Source organism: Dietzia sp. IN118 (assembly GCF_032905965.1).
Classification (GTDB): Bacteria; Actinomycetota; Actinomycetes; order Mycobacteriales; family Mycobacteriaceae; genus Dietzia; species Dietzia kunjamensis.
In genome coordinates this window covers 3,012,450-3,039,026 of sequence record NZ_JAUMSR010000001.1, presented here as the reverse complement: position 1 = coordinate 3,039,026, position 26,577 = coordinate 3,012,450, and the positions used below count along the sequence as shown (strand labels likewise).

The following is a 26,577-nucleotide window of genomic DNA, read 5'->3' as shown; positions in this document are numbered from 1 at the left end:
GGCTCGGCCTGCGACACGCCTGACGAGCCGGATGATTCGGAGTTCGGATGCGCTCTGGGGCACGCTGTAGGATCGACCAAGCTTGTCGTCAGTGCACCCGGCATTTCCGTGGTCGACGACGTCGACCAACGTAAGACGGATCGGAACGGAGCAACGTGGAGTTCGAGCAGTACCACGACGCCGGTGGGGCGATCGTCATCCCTGATCGCACCACCCTTGTCGACTTCGTCGAAGCCAATGTCTCCGCCGCCCGCGAGGATCCTGCCGAGGACGGGCTGATCTACCGCTACATCGACTACTCGTCCTCCCGTGACGGCGAGGTGCACGAACTCTCATGGTCGCAGTTCGGTGACCGGCTCTACGCCATCGCCGCCCGCCTCCAGCAGGTCGCGAAGCCGGGGGACCGGGTCGCGATCCTCGCGCCGCAGGGACTCGACTACATCGTGTCGTTCTTCGCGGCCATCCACGCCGGGCTCATCGCGGTGCCCCTGTTCGACCCCGATGAGCCCGGTCACCACGACCGCCTCCACGCGGTCCTGGCGGACTGCACGCCCGCGGTCATCCTCACCTCGACCGACTCCGCGGCCGGGGTCCGGACGTTGTTCCGCTCCCTGCCTGCGCGAGAGCGTCCGCGCACCGTCGCCGTCGACGCCATCCCCGCGGAGCTCGGCTCGGGGTGGACCAGACCGGATCTCGGCGCCGACGACATCGCCTACCTGCAGTACACCTCCGGCTCGACCCGCGTACCGGCCGGTGTGGAGATCACCCACCGCAACGTGGTCACCAACGTCATGCAGCTGTTCGACGGGCTCGGGCTGACCCGCGCGTCCCGCGGGGTCACTTGGCTGCCGCTGTTCCACGACATGGGCCTGCTGACGGTGATCCTGCCCGCGATGGGCGGGGCCACCATCACGGTGATGAGCCCCCGCGCGTTCGTGCAGCGCCCGGGTCGCTGGGTCTCGCAGCTGGGCGCGATGTCGGACGGCGACGGGGTGTTCGCCGCCGCCCCCAACTTCGCGTTCGAGCACGCCGCACGCCGAGGGCTGCCGAGGGACGGCGAGACCCTCGACCTGTCGGGCGTGACCAGCATCATCAACGGTTCGGAGCCGGTCACCCCCGCCTCCATGCGTGCCTTCAACGAGGCCTTCGCGCCCTACGGGCTCGCACCGACCGTCATCAAACCGTCCTACGGGATGGCCGAGGCGACCCTGTTCGTCTCCTCGCCGCGCCGCGACGACGAGGCGATCGTCATCCACGTGGACCGGTCGGACCTCAACAAGGGCGTCATGACCGTCCTCGACCCGGCGCAGGTGGAAGGCAACGAGGACGCGATCCCGCAGGTCGCCTGCGGGTACGTCGCACCGAGCCAGTGGGCCACCATCGTCGAGGCGAACATCGACGAGGCCACGGGTGAGCACGACGGCACCGGGCGGGAGCTGCCCGAAGGGCGCGTCGGCGAGATCTGGCTGTACGGGACCAACGTCGGTCGCGCCTACTGGGGGCGCCCCGAGGAGTCGGACGCCACCTTCGGCAACCGGCTCGTCGAGTGCCTCGAGGAGGGGTCCCGCACGGTCCGGGAGTTCGGGACCGTGCCCTCCGACGCTCGATGGCTGCGCACCGGCGACTACGGCGCCTATGTGGACGGTCAGCTGTACATCACCGGCCGCGTCAAGGACCTGGTGATCGTCGCCGGCCGCAACCACTACCCGCAGGATCTCGAGAACACGGCGCAGGGCGCCTCCGATGCGCTGCGCCCCGGATTCGTCGCCGCGTTCTCGGTGCCGGCCAACCAGCTGCCGATGGAGGCGCGTAACGGCGCGGAGATCGCCGCCGATGACTCCTCGGAGACGCTCGTCGTGGTCGGCGAGCGCGCACCCGGCGCCGGCAAGGCCGACCCGGGCCCCATCGCGGACGCGGTCCGCACGACGATCTCGGCACGTCACGGCGTCACCGCCCAGGACGTGCTGCTGGTCCCCGCCGGATCCATCCCCCGCACGTCCAGCGGCAAGATCGCGCGGCGCGCGTGCAAGGCGGCCTACGTGGACGGCACCCTGCGCGGGGGTCACCAGCAGACCGCCTTCCCGGACCTGCCGGCGCAGTAGCGTCCGCCCGGCCGGGCCGGTTCAAGCACCACGGGTGCCCCGCCGCGACGGGACACACCGGACGACACCCGAGGAAAGGCGAGCCAGGACGATGGCACAGAGCGAGATGACGGTAGTAGAGCTCCGCGAATGGATGCGGGGCTGGGTCTGCCGGGCCACCGGGCTCGACATCTCCAAGGTCACCGACGACCGCTCGCTGGAGGAATACGGCCTGTCGTCCCGCGACGCGGTGTCCCTGTCCGCCGATCTCGAGGACCTCATCGGTCGACCACTCGACGCGACCGTCGCCTACCAGCACCCCACCATCGCCTCGCTGGCCGAGTACGTCGTCAACGGACCGGTCGAATCCGAGGCGCCCACCGATTTCCACACGTTCCGTGACCGCGGCGCGGGCATGGAGTTCGACGTGGCCGTGATCGGGTTCGCCACCCGCTTCCCCGGCGGCGCCGACACCCCGGAGGCGACCTGGGAGCTACTCGCCTCCGGTCGGGACGCCACCACCCCCCGCCCGGCGACCCGCTGGTCCGAGTGGTCCGGCGACGCCTACGTCCAGCAGGTGCTGTCCGAGGCGCCCGATCGTGGCGGCTGGCTCGACGACGCCGAGGTCCGGGACTTCGACGCCGAGTTCTTCGGCATGAGCCCCCGCGAGGCCGAGATGGTCGACCCGCAGCAGCGGCTCGCACTCGAGCTCACCTGGGAGGCCCTGGAGAACGCCCACCTGCCCGCCAGCGACCTCAAGGGCCACGAGGTCGGCGTCTTCATGGGATCGTCCTCCAGCGACTACCAGGTGTTCCTCACCTCGGACTCCGCTGCGGCCTCGCCGTACGCGGTCACCGGCGCCTCCAACTCGATCATCTCGAACCGGGTCTCGTACACGTTCGACTTCCGCGGCCCGTCCATGACGCTGGACACCGCCTGCTCGACGTCCCTGGTGGCGATCCACGAGGCCGTCAACTCGCTGCGACTGCACGAATCGGACCTGGTCGTCGCCGGCGGTGTCAACATGATGCTCGCGCCCGCCGCGACCATGGGCTTCGCCAAGACCGGTGCCGCGCTCAGCCCCGACGGGCGGATCAAGGCGTTCTCGTCCGATGCCAACGGCATCTGCCGGTCGGAGGGCGGGGGAGTGTTCATCCTGAAGCGCCTGTCGGAGGCCGAACGGGACGGCAACGACATCCTCGCCGTCATCAAGGGGTCCGCCGTGAACTCGGACGGTCGCTCCAACGGTATGACCGCACCCAACCCCGACGCTCAGGTCGCCGTCCTGCGCCAGGCCTACGCCGACGCCGGCGTCGACCCGCGCGAGGTCGACTACATCGAGGCGCACGGCACCGGCACCATCCTCGGGGACCCCATCGAGGCCACCGCCCTGGGCCAGGTGCTCGGCCGCGGCCGCGAGGCCGACCGCCCCACGCTGCTCGGCTCGGCCAAGACCAACTTCGGCCACATGGAGTCCGCCGCCGGGGCCGCCGGCCTCGCCAAGATCATCCTCGGGATGACCAACGACGCCCTGCCGCCGACGATCAACTTCGCGGGCCCCAACCCGTACATCGACTTCGACGCCGCGCGACTGAGCGTGGTCACGGAGACCACCGGGTGGCCGCGCTACAGCGGGCGCGCCCTGGCCGGCATCTCCGGGTTCGGGTTCGGTGGCACCAACGCGCACGTCGTGGTGGCCGAGTACCAGCCGGCGCCGGTGCGCGCGTCGGAGGAGACCACGGTCGACGAGGACTCCGTCTCCGACGTCCGGGCCGGCGAGGTCGCCACCCCTGACGCCCTTGCCGCCGAAGCCCCGGCCCCCGAGGCCCCGGCCGCCGCGACCCCGGCCGCCGCGGACGACATCGCACGCTGCGTGGCCGAGGCCGTGGAGCGCAACGCCGACGAGCTGGCCACCACCGGTACCTCCGTGCCCGGCGCCCCCGCGACCGTGCTCGTCGTCTCCGGTTCCCTGCCGTCGCGCCGCAAGTCCACGGCCGGTCAGATCGCGGACTGGCTCGAGGCGCTGGACGACTCGGTCGACCTGGGCGCCGTCGCCCGCACCCTCGCCACCCGCAACCACGGTCGCTCGCGCGGAGCCGTCGTGGGCCACACCCGCGATGAGCTCGTGGCGGGCCTGCGCGCGCTGGCCGCCGGCGACCCCGGTCCCGGCGTGTTCAGCGCCGACGCCCCCGCCGGCACCGGCGACGTGTGGGTGTTCTCCGGCTTCGGGTCCCAGCACCGGAAGATGGCCAAGGAGCTCTACCTGTCCAACCCGCTGTTCGCCTCGTGCCTGGACGCGGTGGACGAGCTCATCGACTTCGAGGCCGGCTACCGGATCGCGGAGTTGATCCTCGATGACTCACAGACGTACGAGCTGGAGAACTCCCAGGTCGGGATCTTCGCCATCCAGGTGGCGCTGGTCGACACCCTGCGCGCGCTCGGGGCCAAGCCCGAGGCCGTGATCGGGCATTCGATGGGTGAGGTGGCCGCGGCCTACGCGACCGGTGGCCTCGGCCTCGAGGACGCCGTCCGCGTGATCTGCGTGCGCTCGCGTCTCATGGGCGACGCCGAGGGGCAGGTCTCGGAGGATGAGGCCGGCGCGATGGCGCTGGTCGAGTACTCGGCCGAGGAGATCGCGCAGATCATCGCCGACAACCCGCAGTTCGCCTCCATCGAGCCCGCCGTCTACGCCGCGCCCACCCACACCACGGTCGGCGGCCGTGCCAAGCCCGTCGCCGACTTCGTCGCGTGGGTCGAGGAGCAGGGCAAGTTCGCCCGCCAGCTGCAGGTCCGCGGCGCCGGCCACACCTCGGACGTGGACATGCTCCTCGGTGAGCTGGCCGCGGAGATCGCGGGTCTCGAGCCGCGCGAGCTCACCTCCGGCCTGTTCTCCTCCGTCGACCGCGAGACCTTCTACCGCGCCGGTCACGAGCCGGTCCACGCGGAGGAGTACTGGGTCAAGGGCATGCGGCACTCCGTGTGGTTCACCCACGCCGTACGCAAGGCCGTCGACGCCGGGTACGTGACGTTCCTCGAGCTGGCCCCCAACCCGGTGGCCGCGATGTCGGTGGCCGCGACGTGCTTCGACGCCGGCCTCATGGAGCCCAACCTGCTCCATGCGCTCAAGCGCAAGGAGTCCGAGGCCGACACGCTCCTGCACGCCGTCGCGCAGCTGTACGTGCACGGTCACACCATCGACGTGCCCAGCGTCGTGGAGATGATCCACGGCTACGTCACGGGCCCCGGCCGGTACGCGCCGGTGCCGGGGACTGCGTGGAAGCGCCGCACCCTGTGGCCCAAGGTCACCGCCGGGGGCGGGTCGGGCGAGGGCCGGATGCCGGGCTCGCACGTCGCGCTGCCCGACGGTCGCCACGCGTGGCAGGTCCGTGCCGAGGTGGTGCCCAGCGTCGACGCGCTGATGACCGCCGCCGCGGCGTCGGTGCTCGAGGGTGCGACCCTCACCGCCGTGAACCGGCCCGGCATGCTGCCGGCCGCCGGTTCCGTGACCACCACCATGACCCCGCACCCGGGTGGCGCGTCGGTGCAGGTCCACGCCCGCGCCGGCGACGCCACCGCGGCGTTCGTGTTGGTCGCCGAGTGCGCCGTGACCGGCGGCGCCCCCATCGCCCCGGACTCCGCGCCCGAGCAGCACTACGTGTCGAGTGAGTCCGACGCGCCGGTGGTCGACGACGAGGACGACGACGAGGTCGACACCCGCTGGAACCCCGACTCCGGCGAAGCGATCGGTGACCGCCTGGCCCGGATCATCGGCTCTTCGATGGGATACAGCCCCGACGACCTGCCGAGGGAGCTCCCGCTGCTCGATCTCGGCCTGGATTCGCTCATGGCGGTGCGGATCAAGAACCGTGTCGAGCACGAGTTCGCCATCCCGCCGCTCGAGTTGCAGGCGATGCGCGACGCGTCGCTCGACGATGTCGCGGACATGGTGCGGTTCGCCGTCGAGAACCCGGATCAGGTCGGCGACCTGGCGGCCCAGCAGGCCCGCGGTGAGGGCGCCGTCGACGTGGCCGCGCTGCGCGGTGACGCGCCGGCGTCCGAGGAGGGCTCCGGCGGCGATGACGCCTCGGTCGCCATCGCGCCGCGCGATGACACCGAGCGCATGGCGTTCGGTGCGTGGGCCGTGGTCACCGGCGCCGCGGCACCCGGCGTCACGGGCGCGCTGCCCCCGGTCGACGAGCCGACCCGGGTCGCTCTCGCCGAGCGGCTCTCGGCCCGCTCGGGCGGCGACATCACCGCCGCGCAGGTCGCCGGTGCCACAACGATCGCCGAGTTGGCGGACCTGCTCCGTCCGTTCACCGAGGTCGCGGTGGAGGGCAACATCCGCGTGCTGGCCGAGGGGTCGACCGAGGCCACCCCGCTGTTCCTGTTCCACGCCGCCGGCGGGTCGTCGTTCGTCTACGAGCCGCTGGTCGACCGACTCGGCGTGGACACCCCGGTGTACGGCGTCGAGCGCGTCGAGGGGCCGCTGGAGGAGCGGGCCGCGAGCTACCTGGACCGCATCCGCGAGATCGCGGCCGGCCGTCCGCTCGCCGTGGGGGGCTGGTCCTTCGGCGGCGCGCTGGCCGTGGAGGTGACCCGGCAACTGCGGGCCGCTGGCGACGAGGTCGCGCTGGTGGTCCTGCTGGACACCGTGCAGCCGTCGGAGCCGATCCCCGACACCCTCGACGAGGCCGAGGCCCGGTGGCGTCGGTACTCGGAGTTCGCCAAGCGCACCTACGGGTTGGACGTGGAGGTCCCGCGGGACTTCCTGGCCGAGCACGGTGAGGACGGCGTGTTGGATATGCTGCTCGGGGCACTGGGTGCCGAGGCCAACGCCATGGGCGGCGGTGTCATCGAACACCAGCGGGCCAGCTTCGTCGACAACCGGATCCTGCAGAGCGCGGACCTGTCCACCTGGGCCGGTGTCGGCGCCGAGGTGCCGTTCGTGCTGTACCGCGCGGAGCGGATGCACGACGGGGCGATCGAGCTCGAGCCCCGCTACGCACACATCGACCCGGACGGCGGCTGGGCCCGCATCGTCGGCGACCTGGAGGTCGTCCAGCTCGACGGGGACCACCTCGCGATGGTCGACGAACCGGTGGTCGGTACCGTCGGTAAGCATCTGGCGCGTCGGCTCACCGAGCTCGACGCGGGTGTACGGAAGGGGACAGACGCGTGACGGCGAAGACCACCGCGGAGAAGCTCGCGGAACTGCGGGTCAAGACCGAGCAGGCCAAGGACCCGGGCAGCGAGCGGGCGAAGGCCCGCCGCGACGCCGCGGGGCACACCCCGCCGCGGGAGCGGATCGCACTGCTGCTCGACGCCGGCAGTTTCGTGGAGATGGGCCAGCTCGCCAAGGCGCCCGGTAGCCCGGACAACCCGTTCGGTGACGGCGTGGTCACCGGCCGCGGCACCATCGACGGCCGCCCGGTGGCCGTGTACGCGCACGACAACACGGTGTTCGGCGGGTCGGTCGGCGAGGGCTTCGGCAAGAAGGTCTGCGCCATCATGGACTTCGCGATCAAGGTCGGGTGCCCCATCATCGGCATCAACGATTCCGGTGGCGCGCGAGTCCAGGACGCCGTGACCTCGCTGGCCTACTACTCCGAGATCTCCCGGCGGCAGTATCCGGCCTCCGGGTACGTGCCCCAGATCTCGATCATGCTGGGCAAGTGCGCGGGCGGCGCCGTCTACGCCCCCGCGACCACCGACTTCGTGATCGCGGTCCAGGACCAGGCGTACATGTTCGTCACCGGGCCCGACGTGATCCGGCAGGTCACCGGCGAGGACGTCACCATGGACGAGCTCGGCTCGGCCCTGCAGCAGGCCAAGAACGGCAACGTCAACCACGTCGCCGTGAGCGAGCAAGACGCCTTCATGTACGTGCGTAACCTGCTGAGCTACCTGCCGTCCTCGGCCGCGGAGAAGGCGCCGCGGATCAACCCGGGTCTCGAGGCGGAGACCACGGAGTCGGACCGACAGCTGGACTCGATCATCCCGGACTCGGACAACGCCGCGTACGACATGCACGACGTGCTCCTGCGGATGTTCGACGACGGCGAGTTCGTGGAGACCTCCGGGCAGTTCGCGTCCAACATCATCACGGGTTTCGCCCGGGTCGACGGTGAGTCCGTCGGCGTCGTCGCCAACCAGCCCCTGCACCTGTCGGGCGCGTTGGACATCGACGCCTCGGAGAAGGCCACGCGGCACATGATGCTGTGCGACGCCTACTCGATCCCGCTGGTCTACGTGGTGGACACCCCCGGCTACCTCCCGGGCGTGCAGCAGGAGAAGCTCGGCATCATCCACCGCGGGGCCAAGATGGGTTTCGCCGTGGTGGCGGCCTCGGTCCCCAAGGTCACGTTCGTCGTCCGCAAGGCCTACGGCGGCGCGTACGCCGTGATGGGGTCCAAGAACCTGGGTGGCGACCTCAACTTCGCCTGGCCCACCGCGCGCATCGCGGTGATGGGTGCCGAGGGCGCGGTCGACCTGCTGCAGCGTCGGCAGATCGAGGAGGCGGGCCCCGAGGAGGGTCCCAAGCTCCGCAAGCAGCTCATCGACATGTACAACGAGTTCATCGCGACCCCGTACACCGCCGCCGAGCGCGGGTACATCGACGCCGTGATCGAGCCGTCGCAGACCCGCCTGGTGCTGCGCGGTGCGCTGAACCAGCTGCGGGACAAGATCAGCAACGAGCCGCCGCGTAAGCACCCCATCGCGCCCATGTGACCGCCGCGGGCGGGGTCGACTGGGCGGCTACTCGGACTGGTTCGGACAGGCGTCGACGGCCGCCTGGAGGGTGATGTCCCCCGCCCGCTCGAAGGTGAAGGTGACCGGGATCGACTTCCCCGGCTCGGCGCTGTCGTCGAGACCGAACATGAAGGACCTGAACGGCCGGTCGGGTGCGTCGGCGTCCTCGACGTTCTCCACCGGTTGACCGGCGGCGATCGACGACTCGGGGGCGATCTCGAGGGCACCCGCGGGGGCGTCGATCTCGACCCGCTCCGCGGCGGGGCTGGTGATCTCCGAGAGAGTCTCCGCCTCGGTGGAGCTGTCGTTGACCGCGGTGAAGCTCAGCTGAGCGGGTGCGTCCACCTGCAGCGAACAGTCGATCGCGTAGGCGGGTGCGATGAAGACGTTCTCGACCGAGGTCTGACCGTCCGTCTCTCCTCCGCCGCGGTTGGTCGAATCCGGTTCCGGGTCGTCGGACGAGCATGCGGTCGACACCCCGAGGGCGAGGACCATCGCGGCCGAAGCGGCGTACCGGGTCATTGAGATGCTCATAGCCGACACGGTACCCACGGTGGGCGTGTCGGCACACCACATTCTCCCGGTACCGCGGTGCGGCCTACTCCGGGTCGGTCACCAGGATCGGCCCCTCGGGCTGCCACCAGCCCCAACGGGTCTCGTTCCCGGTGGTCACCTCCGCGGGCGCCGGCGGGTCCTCCTGATAGGTGCCCAGCGGCGTGTACGCCTCGATCGAACCCCAGTCACGGTTCCAGTCGTGGCGCAGGTACGACGGGATCGTCCGGGCACGCTGGGCGGTCTCGATCCACCCGAGCGGCCCACCGGCCTCGTAGGACATCCACGTACTGGTGGCGCTCACGGCGAGCGGACGGTCGGGCAGGATCCGGAACTCCGGCAACTCCGCCACACCCGCGTAGTGCTCGAACGGCCGCTGGCACGGGAACTGCAGGCTCACCGCCCAGTCGAGCAGGACGGGCGACTCCGACCCGACCATCTCCTGGACCGTCACGAGCTCGGGTGCGCGCGGCGGGGTGATGGCGGTCCACTGTTCGGGGGTGAGGTCGTTGTCGTCGACCCGGACCCGCATGACATCGGCGTCGGCGGGGGCGTCCTGCATGTCCACCCGCAGGTTGCGCCACGTCGGCGCGGGACCGATGTCGAACGGCACCACCGGCTCGCCCACCGTGTCGACCCCGGCGTCGCCGGACCGGCCGAACTCGACCACGACCTCCTGGCCGTACTCGTAGAGCCCGTCGGCGTCGTAGCGGCCGATCCGGCCGGCCGCCGAGATCACCAGGAGCGGGTGGGACTCGCGGTTCTCGGGCAGGCGGTACCAGCCGGTCTCCAGGCTCGCCTCCCGCTGCGGGCCCACGAAGAACGACCCGAGCACCGGGGTCGTGGCGGGGTCGAGCCCGAACGGCAGGGCCACCGTGGACTCGTTCACGCCCTCCGCCCCGCGGCCGCCGGCCGTGCCGGCGCTCTCCCCGGTGCTGACCGACGGGCCGCCGCCGGGCTCGGAGGTGGTGTTGGCGGCGCCGGGGTCGGCCACCACCGCGTCGGCCGACAGGTCCGGGGCGACACCGTCCGGGGTGAACGCGGTGTTCTCCCCGGCCTCGATGGCGGCGGCCCGGTCCCGCGGGTCGATCGACCCGTCGGGCAGGGGGGTGGCGTCGAGCGGGTCCAGCATGCCGGCGTTCGCGTCGGGCTCGACCAGGACGCGGTCGGCGAGCATGCAGGGGTTGCCGGCGAGCGCGGACACGTTCCCGGCGGCGATGGTGTAGGCCGGGTACTGCTTGTGGATCCCCTTGGCGAACGAGGCGAACGAGAAGACCACCAGCAGTCCCGCGACCACCGCGATGGGGGCGGCGGCGAAGGTCCGCACCCGGCGACGACCCGCCGAGGTGCGGGGCGCGTGCTCACCGATGTAGTCACGACGGAGGTGCTGCCAGCCGGCGTAGGCGAACGTGAGCACGGCCAGGGCGAGCAGCACAGTGGCGGCGTCGATGCCGCGGACGCTGGGTGCCTTGTCCCACCACGGGATGCCGTAACTGGAGACGTACCACCAACCGTTGGGGCCCGCGAAGGCGAGCGCGACCACCACGAGGATGACGCCCAGGAACAACGTGCGGTTGCGGGCCGTCCGGACGGCGGACGCGGAGATCGCGAGGGCGCCCAACGCGGCGATCGCCCCGCCGATGCCGGCGTACACACCGAAGTGGTGGGTCCACTTGGTGGGCGAGAACATCATGAAGAAGGCGGTGCCCACGACCACGCCGACCAGGCGCCAGACCGGTCCCGAGGCTGCGCCGGGCACCTTGCCGCGGCGCAGCATGGTGCCGATCACCAGCGCCAGGCACAGCAGCACGAGCAGGACCGGCAGGCGGCGGGCGAGGGACCCGTCCACCGTGGGGATCATCAGGTAGTAGTAGCGGACGAATTCCTCGAACCAGTTGAGGTTGGGGCCGATCTCGCCGCGGACGCGGATGGCCTCGAGGACGGCGGCGAGGTTCTGGACGCCGAAGACGACGATGAGCACCATGGTGCCGGAGGCCAGCACCGGGGCGATCAGGGCGAGGTACGAGCCGATCCGGCGGCCGCGCACGACCACGGTGCGGACGACCGCCCGCAGCCCCATGATGAGGGCGGCGACGGCCATGAGGCCGGTGGGGCCGGTGGCCAGTGAGAACGAGGCGATGATCACCGCGATCGCGAACGGGAGCATCCGGCGCGTGGCGATCGCCCGTTCGACGGAGACCCAGGTGAGCAGGGCCCCCAGCGCGATGACGGGCTCGGGCCGCAGGCCGTTGTTGAACGCCATCCAGAACGCGAGGAACACGGCGGCGGCGCTCCAGAGCACCACCGGGGTGGTGCGGGCGGCCCGGCCGAGGCGTGGCAGGACCTCGCGGCTGATGACCAGCCAGCAGAGGATGGCCGCGACGAGCGCGGGCAGGCGCATCCACGGGCTGGCGGTGGAGACCTGTGCGAACAGCGTGAGCAGGTCGTAGTAGGGGGAGCCGAAGGGCGACTCGGGGACCCCGTACCAGCGGTAGTAGTTGGCCATGTACCCGGCCGGGTCGGCGGCGCGGGCCATCGTGAGGATGTAGCCGTCGTCGGAGGTGTTGCCGCCGATGAAGTGCCAGATGCCGAGTGTGCCGATCACGACGACGTCGGGCGGCCGGATCTTGAACCAGCCGCGCGGCAGGAAGCGGCGGGCGCGCCGGCCGTCGGTCTGGTCGAGTGCGTGCAGGGCCCACAGGGCGACCGCGGTGGCCAGCAGGCCGATCACGATGGCGGCCCACTTGAGGGCGGTGGGGTCGGTAGTGAACCGGGAGTCGACCTCCACGGTGGCGCCGAGACCGTCGGGCACGGCTGTGTCCGAGGGCAGGTCGGTGTAGACGCCCACCACCATCGGGCGCAGGTCCTCGGCGTCCACCCTGCGGGTGGCCGCGGGATCGTCCATCCCCTCGAACGCCGCCTCCACGTAAGTGGGGGCCGCGACGACGCTGAGCCGTGTGCAGTCGCCGGCCTCCACGCGGTCTCGCGGTGCGGAGACGATCACCCGGTTGCGCGAGATCACGTCGACCGTCTCGGCGGAGGCGCGCACGAACAGTGCGCGGTCGCCGGCCTCCTCGCCGCCGGCGGGCGCGGTGGCCAGCAGGATGCCCCCGTCCTCCGGGAGATCCGCGACCAGGGTGCACGGTGCGGAGGCGGTGAACCGCTGCGGCGAGTGCGCCATGAGCGGGGCGGTGACCGAGTCGACGGACCCGTTCTGCGGCCACTGCACGGTCGAGGTCGTCTGCTCGACCGGCAGGAACGGCAGGGAGAGGAAGCACAGGGTCCCCAGGAGCCCGCTGACTATCGAGATGAGACGGAGTCGCTTGACGCGGGAGTCGGCGGCGACCGAGCCGGCCACCGGGCCGGTGGCCGGGGCGGTTTCCGGGGACGGGGCCGGCGAGGAGTCTGACACGACGACCGATTCTAGGCGACGATCACTTCATCGGACCCGGCGTGGTCCAGCCCCACCGCAACTCGCTGCCGCGGACCAGTTCGGCCGGACTCGCCTGCGGGTCCAGAGGTTCGAACCGCTGGAGCGAACCCCAGTCCCTCGACCAGTCGTGGTCGAGGTAGGTGGGGACCGTGATCGCCTCGACCGTCTGGGTGGTCCACAGCAGGGGTCCGCCGCCGCCGGCGCTCTGCCACCAGTTCGCGGCGGAGGAGGATTCCCGGTCGGCGAGGATGCGGTATCGGGGGATCTCCGCCACGCCACCGTTGTGCACGAACGGCCGCTGGCACGGGAACGCCAGTGCCACCACCCAGTCGACGAGCACCGGGTCGGTGTGGCCGACGACCTCGTCGAGGGTGCGCAGGCGCGGGTTCCGTGGTGGGGTCACAGCGAGCCACTGGTCGGGATCGAGGTTGCCGTCGGCGGCGACCACGCGGACGACCTCGGCCTCGGCGGGGATCGACTCGAGCGGGATGCGCAGGTTGCGCCAGGCGGGGGCCGGCCCGATGTCGATGGGGGACATGGACCCCATGACCTCGAAATCGGTGGGTCCGGCGGGGCCGACCCGGCCGGGGCGTCCGTACTCGATCCGCAGGTCGCCGCTCCCGATCCGGCCGGCGGCGGCCATGACGAGTAGCGGCCGGTTGGGGCTGCGGGCGGGCAATTGGTACCAGGCGCTGGTGAGTTCGGCGGCGACCTGCGGCCCGCGCCGGTACGAACCGAGGACGGGAGTGGTGTCCGGGTCGAGGCCGAAGGGCAGGGCCACGGTGGAGCCGTTGACGGTCACGGCGCCGCGGCCACCGGTGGTGCCGGCGTCCACGCCGTCGCCGGGGTCGCGCTCACCGGTCTCGGACGTCGCCAGGGAGCCGGAGGCCTCGGTGCTGTCGACGGTGATGGAGTCCGGCAGACCGTTGGGGGCGAAGCCGTTGACCACGCCGGCCCCGAGGGAGATCTCCGGCCCGGCCCCGATGGCGCCGAGCAGGCCGTCGTTGGAGTCCTCCTCGACCAGCACCGAGTCGGCCAGTGCGCAGGGTTCGCCGGCCAGGGCGCGCATGTTGCCGCGCCCGACCGTGTAGGCCGGGGTCTGGGCGAACACGGCGATGACCGCGGAGGACAGTTCGAAGATCACCACGGAGAACGCGACGACCGTCAGCGGGGCGCCGCCGATCCCGGCGCGCCGGCGCGGGCGGGCCGTGTCCCCGGAGCCGCCGTCCCGCCGTCGCGACGCGGGGGTGTCGGCGTGCGTGCGCAGGAAGGGCACCGCCTGTCTGATGCGGACGCGGAGGGCGGCGCCGGGGTCGTCGGGCAGGATCCCGGAGTGGATGAGCCCGGCGATGAGCAGGCACACGAAGCCGCCGACGAACGCGACGTACTGGATCTGCACCCCGCCGATGGCGGGGAAGGAGTCCGAGAAGGGGATGCCGTAGTCGGAGACGTACCACCAGGTGTTGTCGGTGGCGGTGGAGAGTCCGACGACGAGGCACAGCGCCGCCCACACCAGCCAGCGGTTCCGGCTCAGCGACACCGTCGAGGAGCGCAGCGCGATCACGGCCAGCACCGCCAGGGCTCCGGCCAGTCCGGCGAACACCCCGAAGTGGTGGGTCCATTTGGTGGGCGTGAACACGAGGAACAGCAACGATCCCGCGATCACGCCGATCAGCCGGCGGGACGGCCCCGCGGCGGCGCCGGGGATCCGCCCACGCCGCAGCATCACGGCCGAGACGAGCACGAGGCACATGAGCATGAGCAGGACGGGGAAGCGCCGGGCGACCCCGCCGTCGGCGGAGACCCCGAACAGTGCCTCCCAGCGTTCCTTCTCCCCGTACCAGGGCAGACTCGGACCGAGCTCGGTGCGGATGCGGGTGGCCTCGAGGACCGCGGCCAGGGTCTGGTCGGCGAACACGGTGTAGAGCAGTGCGAGGCCCACCGCCAGCACGGGTCCGAGGATCGCCGCCCATCCGACCACCTGCGCGCGGCGGCGCACCATGCGGACGAACTCGCGTGCGCCGGCGGCCAGCGCCGCCACGCACATCAGCCCGGTCGGGCCGGCACCGAGGGAGAACGCGGCCACACCGATCGCCGCGACGCCCGGCACGAGGCGGCGGGTGGCGATGGACCGCTCCACCAGCGACCAGGTGAGCAGGGCGCCCAGCGCGATCACGGGCTCGGGCCGCAGCCCGTTGTTGAACGCCATCCAGAACGCGAGGAACAGGGCGGCCCCCGTCCAGCGCGGTCCGCGCCAGGTGCGGGCGAGTCTGCCCAACCGTGGGACGACCTCCCGGCTGATGATGAGCCACGACAGGATTCCGCACACCAGGGTTGGCAGGCGCATCCACGGACTGGCCGTGGACACCTCGGCGAACACCCGCAGGATCTCGTAGTACCACCCCACCGGGGACTCGGGGGAGCCGAGCCAGCGGTAGTAGTTGGCCATGTATCCGCTGGGCCCGGCGGAGCGGGCCATGGTCAGCAGGTAGCCGTCGTCGGAGGTGTTGGCGCCCACGAGGTGCCAGAAACCCAGGACGCCGATCACCACGCCGTCGACCCCGGACAGTCGCGACCAGGACCGGGGCACGAACCGTCGACCCGAGCGGCCGTCGATGCCGTCGAGGCGGTGCAGGAACACCACGGACGCGAGGGTGGCAAGGACGCCGATCACCATCAGCACCAGCTTGAGCAGCGTGGGGCTGGACGAGTAGCGGGAGTCGACGGTCACCTCCACCGTCGACTCACCGAGCCCGTCGGGTGCGGTCGCGGCCGTGAGGTCGGTGAAGACGCCGGTGACCTGCGGCCGCATGCTTCCGGGCACGGCGGCGCGCACGGCGTCGTCGGCGTCGTCGGGGTCCCGTTCGAGGCCGGTGAACTCGGCGGTGAGGATCCCGGTCTCGGCGCGCACGTGCAGCGTCTCGCACGCGGGGTCGCGCAGGGTCGACAACGGCACGGACAGCAGCGTGATGTTGCGGACCGCGACCTCGATGACGGGATCGCCCGCGGCGTCCCGGACGCGTTGGACGACCAGCCCGTCGGAGATCCGCCCGGGGGCGTCCTGCGGGAGGGTGGAGAACACGATCGTGTTCTCCGGCACCTGTGCCAGCGGCGCGCAGGGGGCGGTGATCGTCAGGTCGAGCGGCCGCCCGGAGACCAGGGGCGCGGTGACCGGGGCGTAGTCGGGCCCGGCCGTCCACTGCACACGGGTGGTGTCCTGGTCGACGGGCAGTATCCCGGCGAGGACGGCGAGGAACGCACCGAGGAACCCGGTGATGATCGCCCACCGGCGGTGGCGGTCCATTCCGGGGTAGGGGTGCAGTCCGAGGGGACGCTCACGGTCGGTGTCGCGCACCTCGTCGTCGTCACCCCCTGGAACGGTCCCTGCGTCCGGGCCGTCACCGGACCGGCGACCGCCACCCGCTCCCCGCGTCGTCACCACGTGATCACCGCACCACGATCACGGCGAACGGGCCCACGTCGTGGACCTCGAAGTGGGGGCCCTCGACGGCCTCGGCGGGGATGGTGACGCCGAACCGTCGCACGTTGGGGTCGTTGGGGTAGGTGTCCTCGGCCAGGCGCAGTGCGTATCCGTCGCCCGACCGGCGGGTGACGATCGCGTCGGGGCCGCGCCACGGGGTCTGGTCCATCATGGCGTGCAGCTCGGCGCCGCTGGTGGCGTCCTCCCACCGGAGCATGGCCTCGTTGCGGTCGGCGTACCGCCCCAGGGGGTTGGCGTAGTGGGAGGTTACGGCCTGGTAGGCCAGGTACGGGTGGTAGGCGAGGAAGGCATCGGCGGTGCTGACGACGACGAGGTCGGTCCGCCTCCGGCCGGGGAACGCCTCCCGGATGGTCTCGTCGACCTCGGCGTAGTGGGACTCGGGCCCGGGCGGGTAGCGGTCCGCCCGCTCTCCGTGACCGTCGGTGTCGGTGTAGGCCAGCCGGATCTCCTCGTGCAGGTGATCGGGGATGCCCTGAGCGTGGGCGAGTGCGGCCAGTGAGGCCAGGACCCCCACCACCGCGGTGGCCCGGCGACGCCGGTCGGCCGCCTCCGCAGCGGGCCGGTCGGTGCCGTTCTGGCGCCCGGCGAGGCGCACGGCGAGGCCGGCGACATCGGTGATCGCGAAGACGCCCGCCACCACGAGCAGACCGATGAGCACCGGTTCGAGGCGGAAACCGAGCATGGTGGTGCCCAGGACGGTGATCGCCATCGAGGCCAGGCACCACAGGTAGACGGCCACCACGCCCAGGCCCAGCGCCTGAGCGCGGCGCGAGGTCCACGCTCGGGCGACGATCCAGACCAGACCGGCCAGACACACCCAGCCCGTGAGGCCGCCGGCGGTCATGGGCAGCGGCAGGCGGGCGCCGGCGTCGGGCAGGTAGTGCATCGCCGTCCCGGAGTCGGCCGGGGTTCCGCGCAGGGCGGCGAGCAGATAGGGCGCCCACACGATGAGCGCGATCGCGATGGAGCCGAACCCGATCGCCGCGAGCCGGACCGCGGGCAGCCAGAGCGGGAGGGGTTCACGGGCGGGATGTGCCCCGTCGGCGCGGTCGGTCCCACGGTCCTCCGCACGGTCGGCGCGGCGGCCGGCGAACACGGCGGTGACGGTCGCGACCAGCGCCATGAGTACGACGGTGCCCGCCGCCAGACCCGTGTAGAGCGTGTACATGCTGGCCGAGACGCCCAGGAACAGGGTGGTGGTCAGGGCCGCACCGCGACCGGCGTGCCGCGCCGTGGGGTTGACGGCGTGCCACGCGAGGATGAGCACAGGCGGGAGGAACAGCGCCACGATCGCGCCGTAGGGCTCGGGGCTGCCGTAGGCGAGCATGATCGAGGTCGACGCCAGTCCCACCGCCGCCCCGAGGTCGGTGCGCAACAGGCGGGTCCACAGCACGGTGACCAGCGCGGCGGCGATCGCGAGCGAGAGGATGGACCACGGCTTGTACGCCGCCCAGCCCTCGAGGCCGGCGAGGTTGGCGAACCGCCCGCCCAGCCAGAACCAGCCGGACGGATAGAACGAGGGCAGGTCGGTGTACGCCATGTCGGGCAGTCCGAGCGAGGTCGCCGAGCGACCGAGGAACTGGGTGCGGAACTCCTGGTCCACGCTCACGCCGTGCAGGTACAACCGCGATGCGGCGAGCGGGATCCCCAGTGTGGCGGCGACCAGCAACGCGGAGCCGGTGGGGGCCGCGAGCTTACCCAGACGGACCAGCGCGGACCGACCGCCCGGCTGCTCGCCGGCGCGTACGGACAGTATCCCCAGCACCACCAGCGCGATGGCGGCGACCTGACCGACGACCGTCAGCGCCCGCAGGACGTTGGAGTTGCCGTAGGCGGGGAAGGAGACGAGGGAGAACCCGGCGAGGACGACCGCGGTGACGACGGCGGCCAGCAGCGTCGCCGCGCCGGCCAGGCCGAGCCCCCGGAGCGCCACCGGCATCCCTAGAAGGGGAGCTTGCGGAAGATGGGGCGGGGGACGTGCGTGAGCACGGCCATGACCCCGCCGAACGCGGCAGGTGCGAAGACCGCGCCCTTACCGGCTCCGGCGTTCTTCACCGCGATGCGGGCGACCTCGTCCTTGTTGATGGTCAGCGGCGCCTCCTTGACGTGCGCCGACATGCGCGTGCGGACCTGGCCGGGCCGGATGACCAGGACGTCCACCCCGTGCTCGGCCAGCGCGTACCCGAGGCCGGTGTAGAAGGAGTCCAGCCCCGCCTTGGTGGAGCCGTAGACGAAGTTGGAGCGGCGGGCACGGAGACCCGCGGCCGAACTCATGGCGATGATCCGGCCGTAACCCTGCGACTTCATCCGTTCGGCGAGCAACACGCCCACCGAGACCGCGCCGGTGTAGTTGATCTGGGCGATCTGGACGGCCTTGCGCTGGTCGGACCAGAGTTCCTCGTTCTCACCCAGCAGGCCGAACGCGACGATCGCCACGTCCACGTCCCCGCCGGCGAAGATCTGCTCGAACGCGGCCGGGTGGGACTCGGTCGCGGCGGCGTCGAAGTCGACCACCTCCACCGCGCTCGCACCGGCGGCGGTCATCTCCGCGCGCGCGTCGTCGACCCCCGGGTCTCCGGGCAGGCAGGCGAGGATCACGCGCATCGGGCCCTGCTGGAGGTACTCGGCGCAGATGGCCAGGCCGATCTCGGAGGTACCACCGAGGAGGAGCAGGGTCTGGGGGACGCCGACGGCATTGATCATGGGCAGGAGTCTACCGAGGGGGTCCGACGCTGCTGCGCCCCTCACGGGTGGCGGGTGGATCGGGACGGGCGCGAGGCGGTGTGCGCCGCTGCGCGGTGGCCCGGTCCGGCCGGCCCCCGGCCGCCCGGATCAGATGAATCGAGGTCGTCCGGGCCCGGCTCGGCGCGGTGCGCGTGGCCGTGGGCGTACCGAGGTGGGTGACGGGGCCGGTCTGCTCGGGGACCGTTCCCACACCGCCGAGGGCGGGGTGGTCACGATCAGGGCGACTGCGGCGACAGCGGCGCGGAGGATCATGGCGGGCTCCATTTCGGACGCGTCGGTAGACGCTCGTGGTCCGAGGACATCCTCCAGTGTGACGCCGGGCCGGGGTCGTGTGTAGCCCCCGCCGGCGGTCCCCCGGCGGAGGCGCGTCGCGGCCGTGGAGCCGGGCGGCGGCGGCGGGGAGGCCCCGCCCCGGTCGACCGTCAGATCAGCTCGAGGCGACGCCCCATGTCGGAGACGAACACGCCGTTCGGGTCGATCCCCCGGCGGGTGGCGATCCACGAATCGATCCGAGGGTACATCGCGTGGAAGCGCTCGGCCGGGACGCGGGAGTCCTTGGCCGTGTACAGGCGGCCGCCCATCGACATGACCTTGGCGTCGAGTTCGTTGACGAACGTGTTGAGCCGGCTGTTGATCGGGAAGTCCACGCAGACGTTCCATCCCTCCATGGGGAAGGACAGCGGCGCCTGGTTTCCCGGGCCGAAGAGCTTGAAGACGTTGAGAAACGAGTAGTGCCCCGAGCGCTGGATGTCGCCGATGATCTCCTTGAAACCCTCGACCTCGCCGGGCGGGACGATGAACTGGTACTGCAGGAATCCCTTGGACCCGTAGGCCCGGTTCCACTCGGAGAACAGGTCGAGCATGTGGTAGAACGCCGGCAGCGTCTTGATCTGGTTCCGGGACGTGACCCCGAGCCGGTAGTACACCTCGCCGATGGGGCCGAAGGTGTACTTGTTCGCGAGCCCGTTGGGGAAGACGTCCGGGAAGGTGATGAGCGGCTTGGCGTCCATCGCCAGGGGGTTCTTCGCCAGCTTGGGCGCGTATTCCTCGAGCTCGGCGAGGGTGGCCAGCGACCCGCGGGACACGGCGGCCCGGCCGAGCTTCGGCGGCGCGCTGATGGCGTCGAACCAGGCCGAGGAGTAGGTGTACTTCGACTCGGAACCGTCGGTGTGCAGGGCGATCGTCTCGTTGAGCGACCCGGTCTGATCGGTATCGGCCAGGAAGAAGGCGGTCTCGGTGCGGGTCATGGCGATCCACACCTTGAGGATCACGCCGGTCAGGCCGTTGCCGCCGACCGTGGCCCAGAACAGGGTGCCCTCCGGGTCGTCGGCGGTACCGCTCGGCTCCAGGGTCAGCACCCGGCCGTCGGCGACGAGCAGTTCCATGCGGGTGACGTGGTTGCCGAACGAGCCGGCCGAATGGTGGTTCTTACCGTGGATGTCGTGCCCGATCGCTCCGCCGACGGTGACCTGCCGGGTGCCCGGCAGCACCGGAACCCACAGGCCGAACGGTAGGGCCGCGCGCATGAGCTGGTCGAGGTTCACGCCCGCGTCCACCACGGCCAGCGCCTTCTCGGCGTTGAGCTCGTGGATGCGGTTGAAGTGGCTCATGTCCAGCACGAGACCACCGGAGTTCTGGGCGCTGTCGCCGTAGGAGCGACCGAGCCCGCGGGCCACCACACCGCGTCGCAGGTGGGCGGGGCTCGACGCGTTGGCGTCGTTGACCGCCGCCACGGCCGCCGATATCTCCTCCACGGACCGTGGGGTGAGCACGTGGCTCATCGCGGGGGAGGTGCGCCCCCAGCCGGTGAGGCGCTTGAGTTCGGTGTCCAGGGAGACGGTGGTGGTGGAGGGCTGGCCGGGGAGGCTGTTCTGGGCGGTGCTCACAGGGTCGAGGGTACCGCTCAGCGGCTCCCGACCCACCCCGCGACGGCCCCGGCGTGACGTCCGCAACGCCCCCGGCGCGCCCGACCGCTGGTGACGCTATCGGCAGCCGGTGGTGAACGGGACCCCGCGGGCGCGGTCGTCGACCCAGTCGAGCGCCGGGCCCACCGCGGTGTAGGCGGCCAGGATGTGCTCGCCCGGAACGGGCGTGTACTCGACGTCGGCACCGGCCGCGCACCACTCGTCGGCCAGCTGCCGGGCCGTCCATTCGGGGACGAACGGGTCTCCGGGACCCCGCGACGAGCCCGGGCCGGGCCCGATCGGCGCGGCGGCGTCCCCGTGCCACACCTGCACCGGGCCGGTCGGCACCTCGCGCGGGTCCGCGCCGTGGGCCGGGTCGGCGGTGCCCAGCCGGTTGCGGGCGAGCACCTCTGACACGGTCGGGTCAGTCCGCGGGTCGGTGGTAATCAGCGTCGCCAGCGGGACGGGGAACAGCCCCGACGCGGTGTTGGCGGCGGCACACGAGTCGCGGAGCCCGTGGGCGGCGACGTCCCCGGCGTCGCTGAGCAGTGTGTACAGCTCGGGGTACTCGCGCGCGATCCCCAGTACCGCTGCTCGGTAGAGCCCGGAGGCGAGGTTGCCGTCCATCGTGTCGAACAGTTCCGAGTAGTCGGCGGGGACACCGCCCACGGACGACCCCACGAGCACACCGGTCAACTCGGGCGCGTAGACGGGCTGCAGCTGGGCGGCCCAGCCGGTGGCGATACCGCCGCCGGAGTAACCGACCTGGACGACCCGCGAGTCGACGAACATCGGGCCGCTCTCACCGGGTGGGACGAAGGCGCGGGCCGCTCGGATCCCGTCGAGGACCGCCCGGCCGTTGGCCCGTCCGGCCGCGTACGCGGCCTTGGGTCCCTGGAAGTCGGTCACGACCAGCCCGTACCCGCGGTCGGCGAGGATCTGCAGGAACGGTGGCATCTCGAGGTTCAGCTCGTGCGGCAGCGTGTGCGACGGCATGCACGTCAGGCCGAGGGAATCGATGGTGACGTTGAACGACACGAGCGGTCGCGGACCCGGCCCGGCCCAGGGGGTGGCCGGCTCGATGATGGTGGAGACGATCTGCTGCGGTCGGTCGTGCGAGTCGAGACTCTGGACCAGCACCTGCCAGCCCCGGCCGAAGTTGCGGACGTTGTGCGGCGGGATCGTCACCGGCCTCGTGTCGAGGATCGTCCCGGGGGCGGTGGCGGGATCGACCTCGGGCGGTGCGGAGTACCAGGGATCCGGTGACGGGCTGGGCAGATACCGCTCTGGCGTGCGCTCGTGCGGGGGCGCCGGTCGGAACGCCGCCAGCGGATCGGGCAGCGCCGCGGGCGAGGACCCGGGCGCCGGCGCCGGCATCGCGGCGGTGGACGGGACCCCGACCACCACGCAGGCCAGGGACACGATTGCCGCGGCGACTGCGCGGGCGGGACGGAGGGGACGCCGCGACCTCATGCGCGTACGGTATCGCGCGCCTCGGACATGGCCACCGGGCGGTCGGCACATCGACCTCGCCGGACCCTCCCGGTCGGGGCGGGTCGGTCGTAGGCTCTCCCACGTGGGGTCGACGATGATCGAGATCGGGCCGGCGTTGGCGGTGGCCGTCGTCCTGTTCGTGGTTATCGGCGCGACGGCGGCGTGGCTGGGCGGCACGGGGCAGGAGTGGGAGATCCCGTGGACGTCGATCCGCGCGGCCGTCCAGCTCGTGGCGCTCTCGCTGATCATCGGGTACGTGGCCGACCGGCCGTGGCTGGTGGCGGCATTCGCGGTGGTGATGGCGTCCGTCGCCTCGTGGGCCGCGGCCCGGAGGCTGGCGCAGCGCAGCGCGCCTCAGGCTGGTGCGGCGCGGGTGACCGTGCGTGATGCGCTGTGGTGCGCGGTGGCGGTGGCTCTGCCGGCGGCGGTGATCGTCCTGGGGTTGCTCGCGGCCGGGGTGGTCCGCCCCAACGGATTGTCGGTCATCCCGGTGGTGGGGATCTTCCTGGGCAACGCCATGGCGGTGGCGGGCCTGTCCGGCCGCCGCGCGCACGACGAACTCGCCACCCGTCACGGTGAGGTGGAGGCCGCGCTGTCGCTCGGCTTCACGGACATCCCCGCGCGGATGATGGTGTGCCGCGAGGCGGCGGCGACTTCCCTGCAGCCCGCGCTGGACCAGACGCGCACCATCGGGTTGGTCACGATCCCCGGGGCGTTCGTCGGGATGGTGCTCGGCGGTGCCCGTCCGTGGGAGGCCGGGGTGATGCAACTGTTCGTCTCGACCGGGATCCTCGCGTGTGGCGCGATAGCCCTGGTGGTGACCACCCGTCTCGTGGCCGCCGACCGGTTGTAGCCGGGAGACGCCTCGCGCACGACGCCCGACCGTCGGCCGGTGGGCCGGACGGTGGGCGCCGCGCGCGAGTAGCGGTGCGGTGGGCTCGCGCTCAGGCGAAGCCGCGGGTGGCCGGCGTCGACAGGACGACGCGGCCGGTGGGCGTGTACGACGGCGAGACCGGGCGACGGTTCGGAGTCCGCAGCGGCGACGACGGCGGGATGGCCCGGCCGGTCGGCGTGTACGAGAACGCGGTCGGCGCGTTGTTCATGGCGGGATTTCGGTACTGCGACATGGGGATTCCTCCTGGTCGGGAAGCGAGCTGCACAGCCGCCACGTCCACTGGTGACGAGACGACGAGCCGTGCTCGGATGCGTTGGGTGGAGGCGACGACGGCTACCCGGGAATGGCGCGGACCTGGTGGTGAGGGCGCCGGGTGAGATGGGGTGGCCGGAACGGATCGCTCCCGCGGAATCGAACGCAGTCGGCGGATGTGCCGTTTCCGGTTCGACCAGAAGCGGGCTGGTGTGCCCGCGGTGGACAAAGAATGGCACGTCGCAGACCTGCACGCAAGTGGGTGACGATCTTCACCGGATCCTCACGGAGACCTCTCGGGTGCCTCATGCGGAGGCGGTGGAATCGAGGTGTCGGACGAACCGGCAGACGAGGCCCCCCGCGGGGCAGGACGAGGTGAGGATCATGATGGCGAACTCGAACAGGACGATCCGTCGCTCGATGGGCGCGGTCGCGGCCGTCGGTGCGTTGGCGGTGGCGGGGGTCGGCGGATATGCGCTGGCCGGGTCCGACGGGCCCACGGAGGGCACCCGGGTCGCGACGGTGGCGACACAGGAACAGACCGGAGGGCCCCAGGGAGTCGGCGTGCCCGGGCAGGGCCGCCAGGGAGAGGGCCCGGGTAGGCAGGAGCACGGCCAGCACGGCCAGCACGGCCAGCACGGCCAGCACGGCCAGCACGGCCAGCGAGACCAGCGAGACCAGCCAGGCCAGCAGGGCCACGGGCTCGAGATCCCCGCGCCCGCCGGTACGTTGTCGGCCGAGGAGGCCGAGACCCTGTCGATGATGCGCGAGGAGGAGCGGCTCGCCCACGACCTGTACGTGGCGTTGGGCGAGGCGTGGCCGGACCGCCGGTTCGACACCATTTCGGCCGTGGAGGCCCGACACGGTGAGGCCACGGCGACCCTGCTCGCGAACCACGACCTGCCCGACCCGTCGGTCGGCTCCACCCCGGGAGTGTACGACTACCCGGAGCTCCAGGAGCTGTACGACGACTGGCTGGAGCGGGGCCTGACCTCGAAGTCCGAGGCGCTGGCGGTGGGCGCCGAGCTCGAGCGACGCGACATCGCCGATCTCGAGGCCGCGATGGCGGCCACCGAGCAACCCGATCTGGACGCGGTGTACGAGCACCTCAGGGACGGATCGGAGAAGCACCTGGCGGCGTTCGAGCGAGGCTGAACACGAAGGTGGACCCCTGGCCCGGGCCCCGGGAGGCGACTGTGAGGTCGCCCCCGTGGGCCCGGGCCAGTTGGCGTCCGATGGTCAGACCGAGGCCGGATCCGCCGGCGTGTCCGCCGGGCCCGCGATGGAACCGCTCGAAGACGCGCTCGGCCGAGTCGTCGTCCAGGCCGATGCCGGTGTCGGCGACCGTGATCTCCGCCCCGCCGGAGGTGCCGCTCACCGAGACCGTCACCCGGCCGCGCTCGGTGGCGGCCAGTGCGTTGACCACCAGGTTCTCGACGACCTGCGCCACGCGGTCCGGGTCGACCGTCAGGCGCACCTCGTCGTCGGGCAACTCCACCCGCAGGTCGACCTCCGTCGAGGCGAACCGGGGCCGGAGCCGCTCGACCGTGAGGCGCACCAGTTCGGCCAGGTCGGTGACCGTCGGCGCGAGGTCGAGGCGGCCCTCGGTGCCCCTGGACAGCGTCGACAGGTCCTCGGAGAGGCGCCGGAGCCGGGCGCTCTCGGCACGCACGTGACGCAACTCCTCCACGCCGAACACGCCGTCGGCGATGCCCTCCACGTACCCGTCGATCACGGTGAGCGGCGTGCGCATCTCGTGTGCGACTTCCGAGATGAGACGCATCCGGCGCGCCTCGGTCTGGTCGATCGTCCGGGCGAGCGTCGTCACGTCGTCGGCCAGGGCCGCGATCTCCCGCTCGGGGGGACGGGTGATGCGGCGGGTGTAGTCCCCGGCGGCTATCGCGGTGGTGGCGGCCCCCACCTCCGCCAGCGACCGGAGCATGCGGCTCCCCACGATCCCGGCGGCGAGGAGCGCGACCGCGACGCCGGCGACCGCCCCCCACACCGTGGCCGTGGTGACCGCGTCGGCGACGGTCGAGCGCAGACCCGGGCCGGCGCCGCGGTTTCCGACCCCACCGACCCCACCGGGACCGCCGGGCCGGAGCGAGTCGTCGAAGAGCATCGGAGCCGTCAGCCGGACCACCACCAGCACCACGATCACACCGACCACGGCCACCGAGAGGTGGGAGAGGAACAATCGCCCGCGCAGGGTCCGGATCATCGCGCACCCCCGTGACCCGCCGGCCGGAGGACCTTGTAGCCCGCGCCCCGGACGGTGGCGACGAAGCGGGGTGCCGCCGGATCGTCCCCGAGGGCCCGCCGTAACCCGCGCACGTGGACGTCGACCACCCGCTCGTCCCCGAAGTACCCGTCCTGCCACACCGCGTCGAGGAGCTGTCGGCGGCTGAACACCTGCCCCGGGGCGGCCGTCATGGTGGCCAGCAGATCGAACTCGATCGGGGTGAGCGGGACCGCCGATCCGTCGACGGCGACCTCGCGCGCCCCGACGTCCACGGTCAGCGCACCGACGGTGAGCGGCGGCGTGGCGACCACCACCGGACCCGTCTCGCGTGCCCGGCGCAGGACGGCGCGGACGCGGGCCGTGACCTCGCGGGGGCTGAAGGGTTTGACCACGTAGTCGTCGGCCCCGGCCTCGAGGCCGATCAGCCGGTCGACCTCCTCGGCGCGGGCGGTCACGAGGATCACGTACACCGGTGACACCGCCCGCAGGTCGCGCAGCAGGTCGAGGCCGTTCCCGTCGGGCAGTCCGATGTCGAGCAGGACGAGGTCTGCGGCGCCCACCAGCTCCCGGGCCTGGGCCGCGGTACCGGCCTCGTCGACGGCGAAACCGTCCGCCTCCAGATACCCGCGCAGGACACGGCGGATGTGGGGTTCGTCGTCCACCACCAGGACGCGGCGGCGGGCGGCGGGGTCGGGGGAGTTCACGCCTCCAGTGTCCCCCTCGGCAG

15 protein-coding genes are annotated in these 26,577 nt (G+C 72.0%); 5 read left to right on the top strand and 10 right to left on the bottom strand.

The window, feature by feature from the left end:
- Positions 1 to 155: 155 nt before the first annotated feature.
- From fadD32 to Q2K20_RS14510, 3 genes are all read left to right on the top strand, one after another.
- On the top strand, positions 156 to 2,102 hold the full coding sequence (gene fadD32 / locus Q2K20_RS14520; RefSeq protein WP_163375321.1) for a long-chain-fatty-acid--AMP ligase FadD32: 1,947 nt from the start codon (positions 156 to 158) through the stop codon (positions 2,100 to 2,102).
- A gap of 91 nt (positions 2,103 to 2,193) precedes the next feature.
- Positions 2,194 to 7,260: a polyketide synthase Pks13 gene (pks13, locus tag Q2K20_RS14515; protein WP_317176884.1), complete on the top strand. Its 5,067-nt coding sequence runs from the start codon at positions 2,194 to 2,196 to the stop codon at positions 7,258 to 7,260.
- Positions 7,257 to 8,810: an acyl-CoA carboxylase subunit beta gene (locus tag Q2K20_RS14510; RefSeq protein ID WP_069389356.1), complete on the top strand. Its 1,554-nt coding sequence runs from the start codon at positions 7,257 to 7,259 to the stop codon at positions 8,808 to 8,810. Before pks13 ends, Q2K20_RS14510 begins: the two co-directional genes overlap by 4 nt.
- A 27-nt stretch (positions 8,811 to 8,837) precedes the next feature.
- On the opposite strand, the gene Q2K20_RS14505 is transcribed toward Q2K20_RS14510, so the two are convergent.
- The 7 genes from Q2K20_RS14505 to Q2K20_RS14475 all read right to left on the bottom strand — a co-directional run bounded on the left by Q2K20_RS14505 (position 8,838) and on the right by Q2K20_RS14475 (position 22,440).
- Positions 8,838 to 9,365, bottom strand: a complete 528-nt coding sequence (locus Q2K20_RS14505) for a hypothetical protein (protein WP_132062190.1) — start codon at positions 9,363 to 9,365, stop codon at positions 8,838 to 8,840.
- A 64-nt stretch (positions 9,366 to 9,429) separates the two neighbouring features.
- Positions 9,430 to 12,795, bottom strand: a complete 3,366-nt coding sequence (locus Q2K20_RS14500; RefSeq protein ID WP_240341218.1) for an arabinosyltransferase domain-containing protein — start codon at positions 12,793 to 12,795, stop codon at positions 9,430 to 9,432.
- 22 nt (positions 12,796 to 12,817) lie between these two features.
- Positions 12,818 to 16,255: an arabinosyltransferase domain-containing protein gene (locus Q2K20_RS14495; protein ID WP_227022104.1), complete on the bottom strand. Its 3,438-nt coding sequence runs from the start codon at positions 16,253 to 16,255 to the stop codon at positions 12,818 to 12,820.
- A 7-nt stretch (positions 16,256 to 16,262) separates the two neighbouring features.
- Positions 16,263 to 18,257, bottom strand: a complete 1,995-nt coding sequence (locus Q2K20_RS14490; RefSeq protein ID WP_317176883.1) for a galactan 5-O-arabinofuranosyltransferase — start codon at positions 18,255 to 18,257, stop codon at positions 16,263 to 16,265.
- Positions 18,258 to 18,259: 2 nt separating this feature from the next.
- Positions 18,260 to 19,021: a decaprenylphospho-beta-D-erythro-pentofuranosid-2-ulose 2-reductase gene (locus Q2K20_RS14485; protein ID WP_067714791.1), complete on the bottom strand. Its 762-nt coding sequence runs from the start codon at positions 19,019 to 19,021 to the stop codon at positions 18,260 to 18,262.
- 464 nt (positions 19,022 to 19,485) lie between these two features.
- Positions 19,486 to 20,949 (bottom strand): FAD-binding protein, encoded by a 1,464-nt coding sequence (locus Q2K20_RS14480; RefSeq protein ID WP_410494211.1) that lies wholly within the window; start codon positions 20,947 to 20,949, stop codon positions 19,486 to 19,488.
- A 96-nt stretch (positions 20,950 to 21,045) separates the two neighbouring features.
- Positions 21,046 to 22,440, bottom strand: coding sequence for a lipase family protein (locus tag Q2K20_RS14475; protein ID WP_317176882.1), 1,395 nt, complete (start codon positions 22,438 to 22,440; stop codon positions 21,046 to 21,048).
- 103 nt (positions 22,441 to 22,543) lie between these two features.
- On the opposite strand from Q2K20_RS14475, the gene Q2K20_RS14470 reads away from it, so the two are divergent.
- A complete protein-coding gene (locus Q2K20_RS14470) occupies positions 22,544 to 23,314 on the top strand; it encodes an ABC transporter permease (RefSeq protein ID WP_317176881.1) in 771 nt (256 codons plus the stop codon).
- Positions 23,315 to 23,405: 91 nt separating this feature from the next.
- Here the strand turns inward: Q2K20_RS14470 and Q2K20_RS14465 are convergent, their stop codons facing one another.
- A complete protein-coding gene (locus Q2K20_RS14465) occupies positions 23,406 to 23,588 on the bottom strand; it encodes a hypothetical protein (protein WP_317176880.1) in 183 nt (60 codons plus the stop codon).
- Between the two features lie 404 nt (positions 23,589 to 23,992).
- On the opposite strand from Q2K20_RS14465, the gene Q2K20_RS14460 reads away from it, so the two are divergent.
- Entirely contained in the window at positions 23,993 to 24,763 is a 771-nt protein-coding gene (locus Q2K20_RS14460; protein ID WP_317176879.1) for a DUF2202 domain-containing protein, read from the top strand.
- On the opposite strand, the gene Q2K20_RS14455 is transcribed toward Q2K20_RS14460, so the two are convergent.
- Both Q2K20_RS14455 and Q2K20_RS14450 read right to left on the bottom strand, forming a co-directional pair.
- Complete coding sequence (locus tag Q2K20_RS14455) at positions 24,717 to 25,829, bottom strand: sensor histidine kinase (RefSeq protein WP_067714774.1); 1,113 nt, start codon at positions 25,827 to 25,829, stop codon at positions 24,717 to 24,719. The genes Q2K20_RS14460 and Q2K20_RS14455 overlap by 47 nt on opposite strands.
- Complete coding sequence (locus tag Q2K20_RS14450) at positions 25,826 to 26,554, bottom strand: response regulator transcription factor (RefSeq protein WP_067714771.1); 729 nt, start codon at positions 26,552 to 26,554, stop codon at positions 25,826 to 25,828. The genes Q2K20_RS14455 and Q2K20_RS14450 overlap by 4 nt, the downstream gene beginning before the upstream one ends.
- Positions 26,555 to 26,577: the final 23 nt, after the last annotated feature.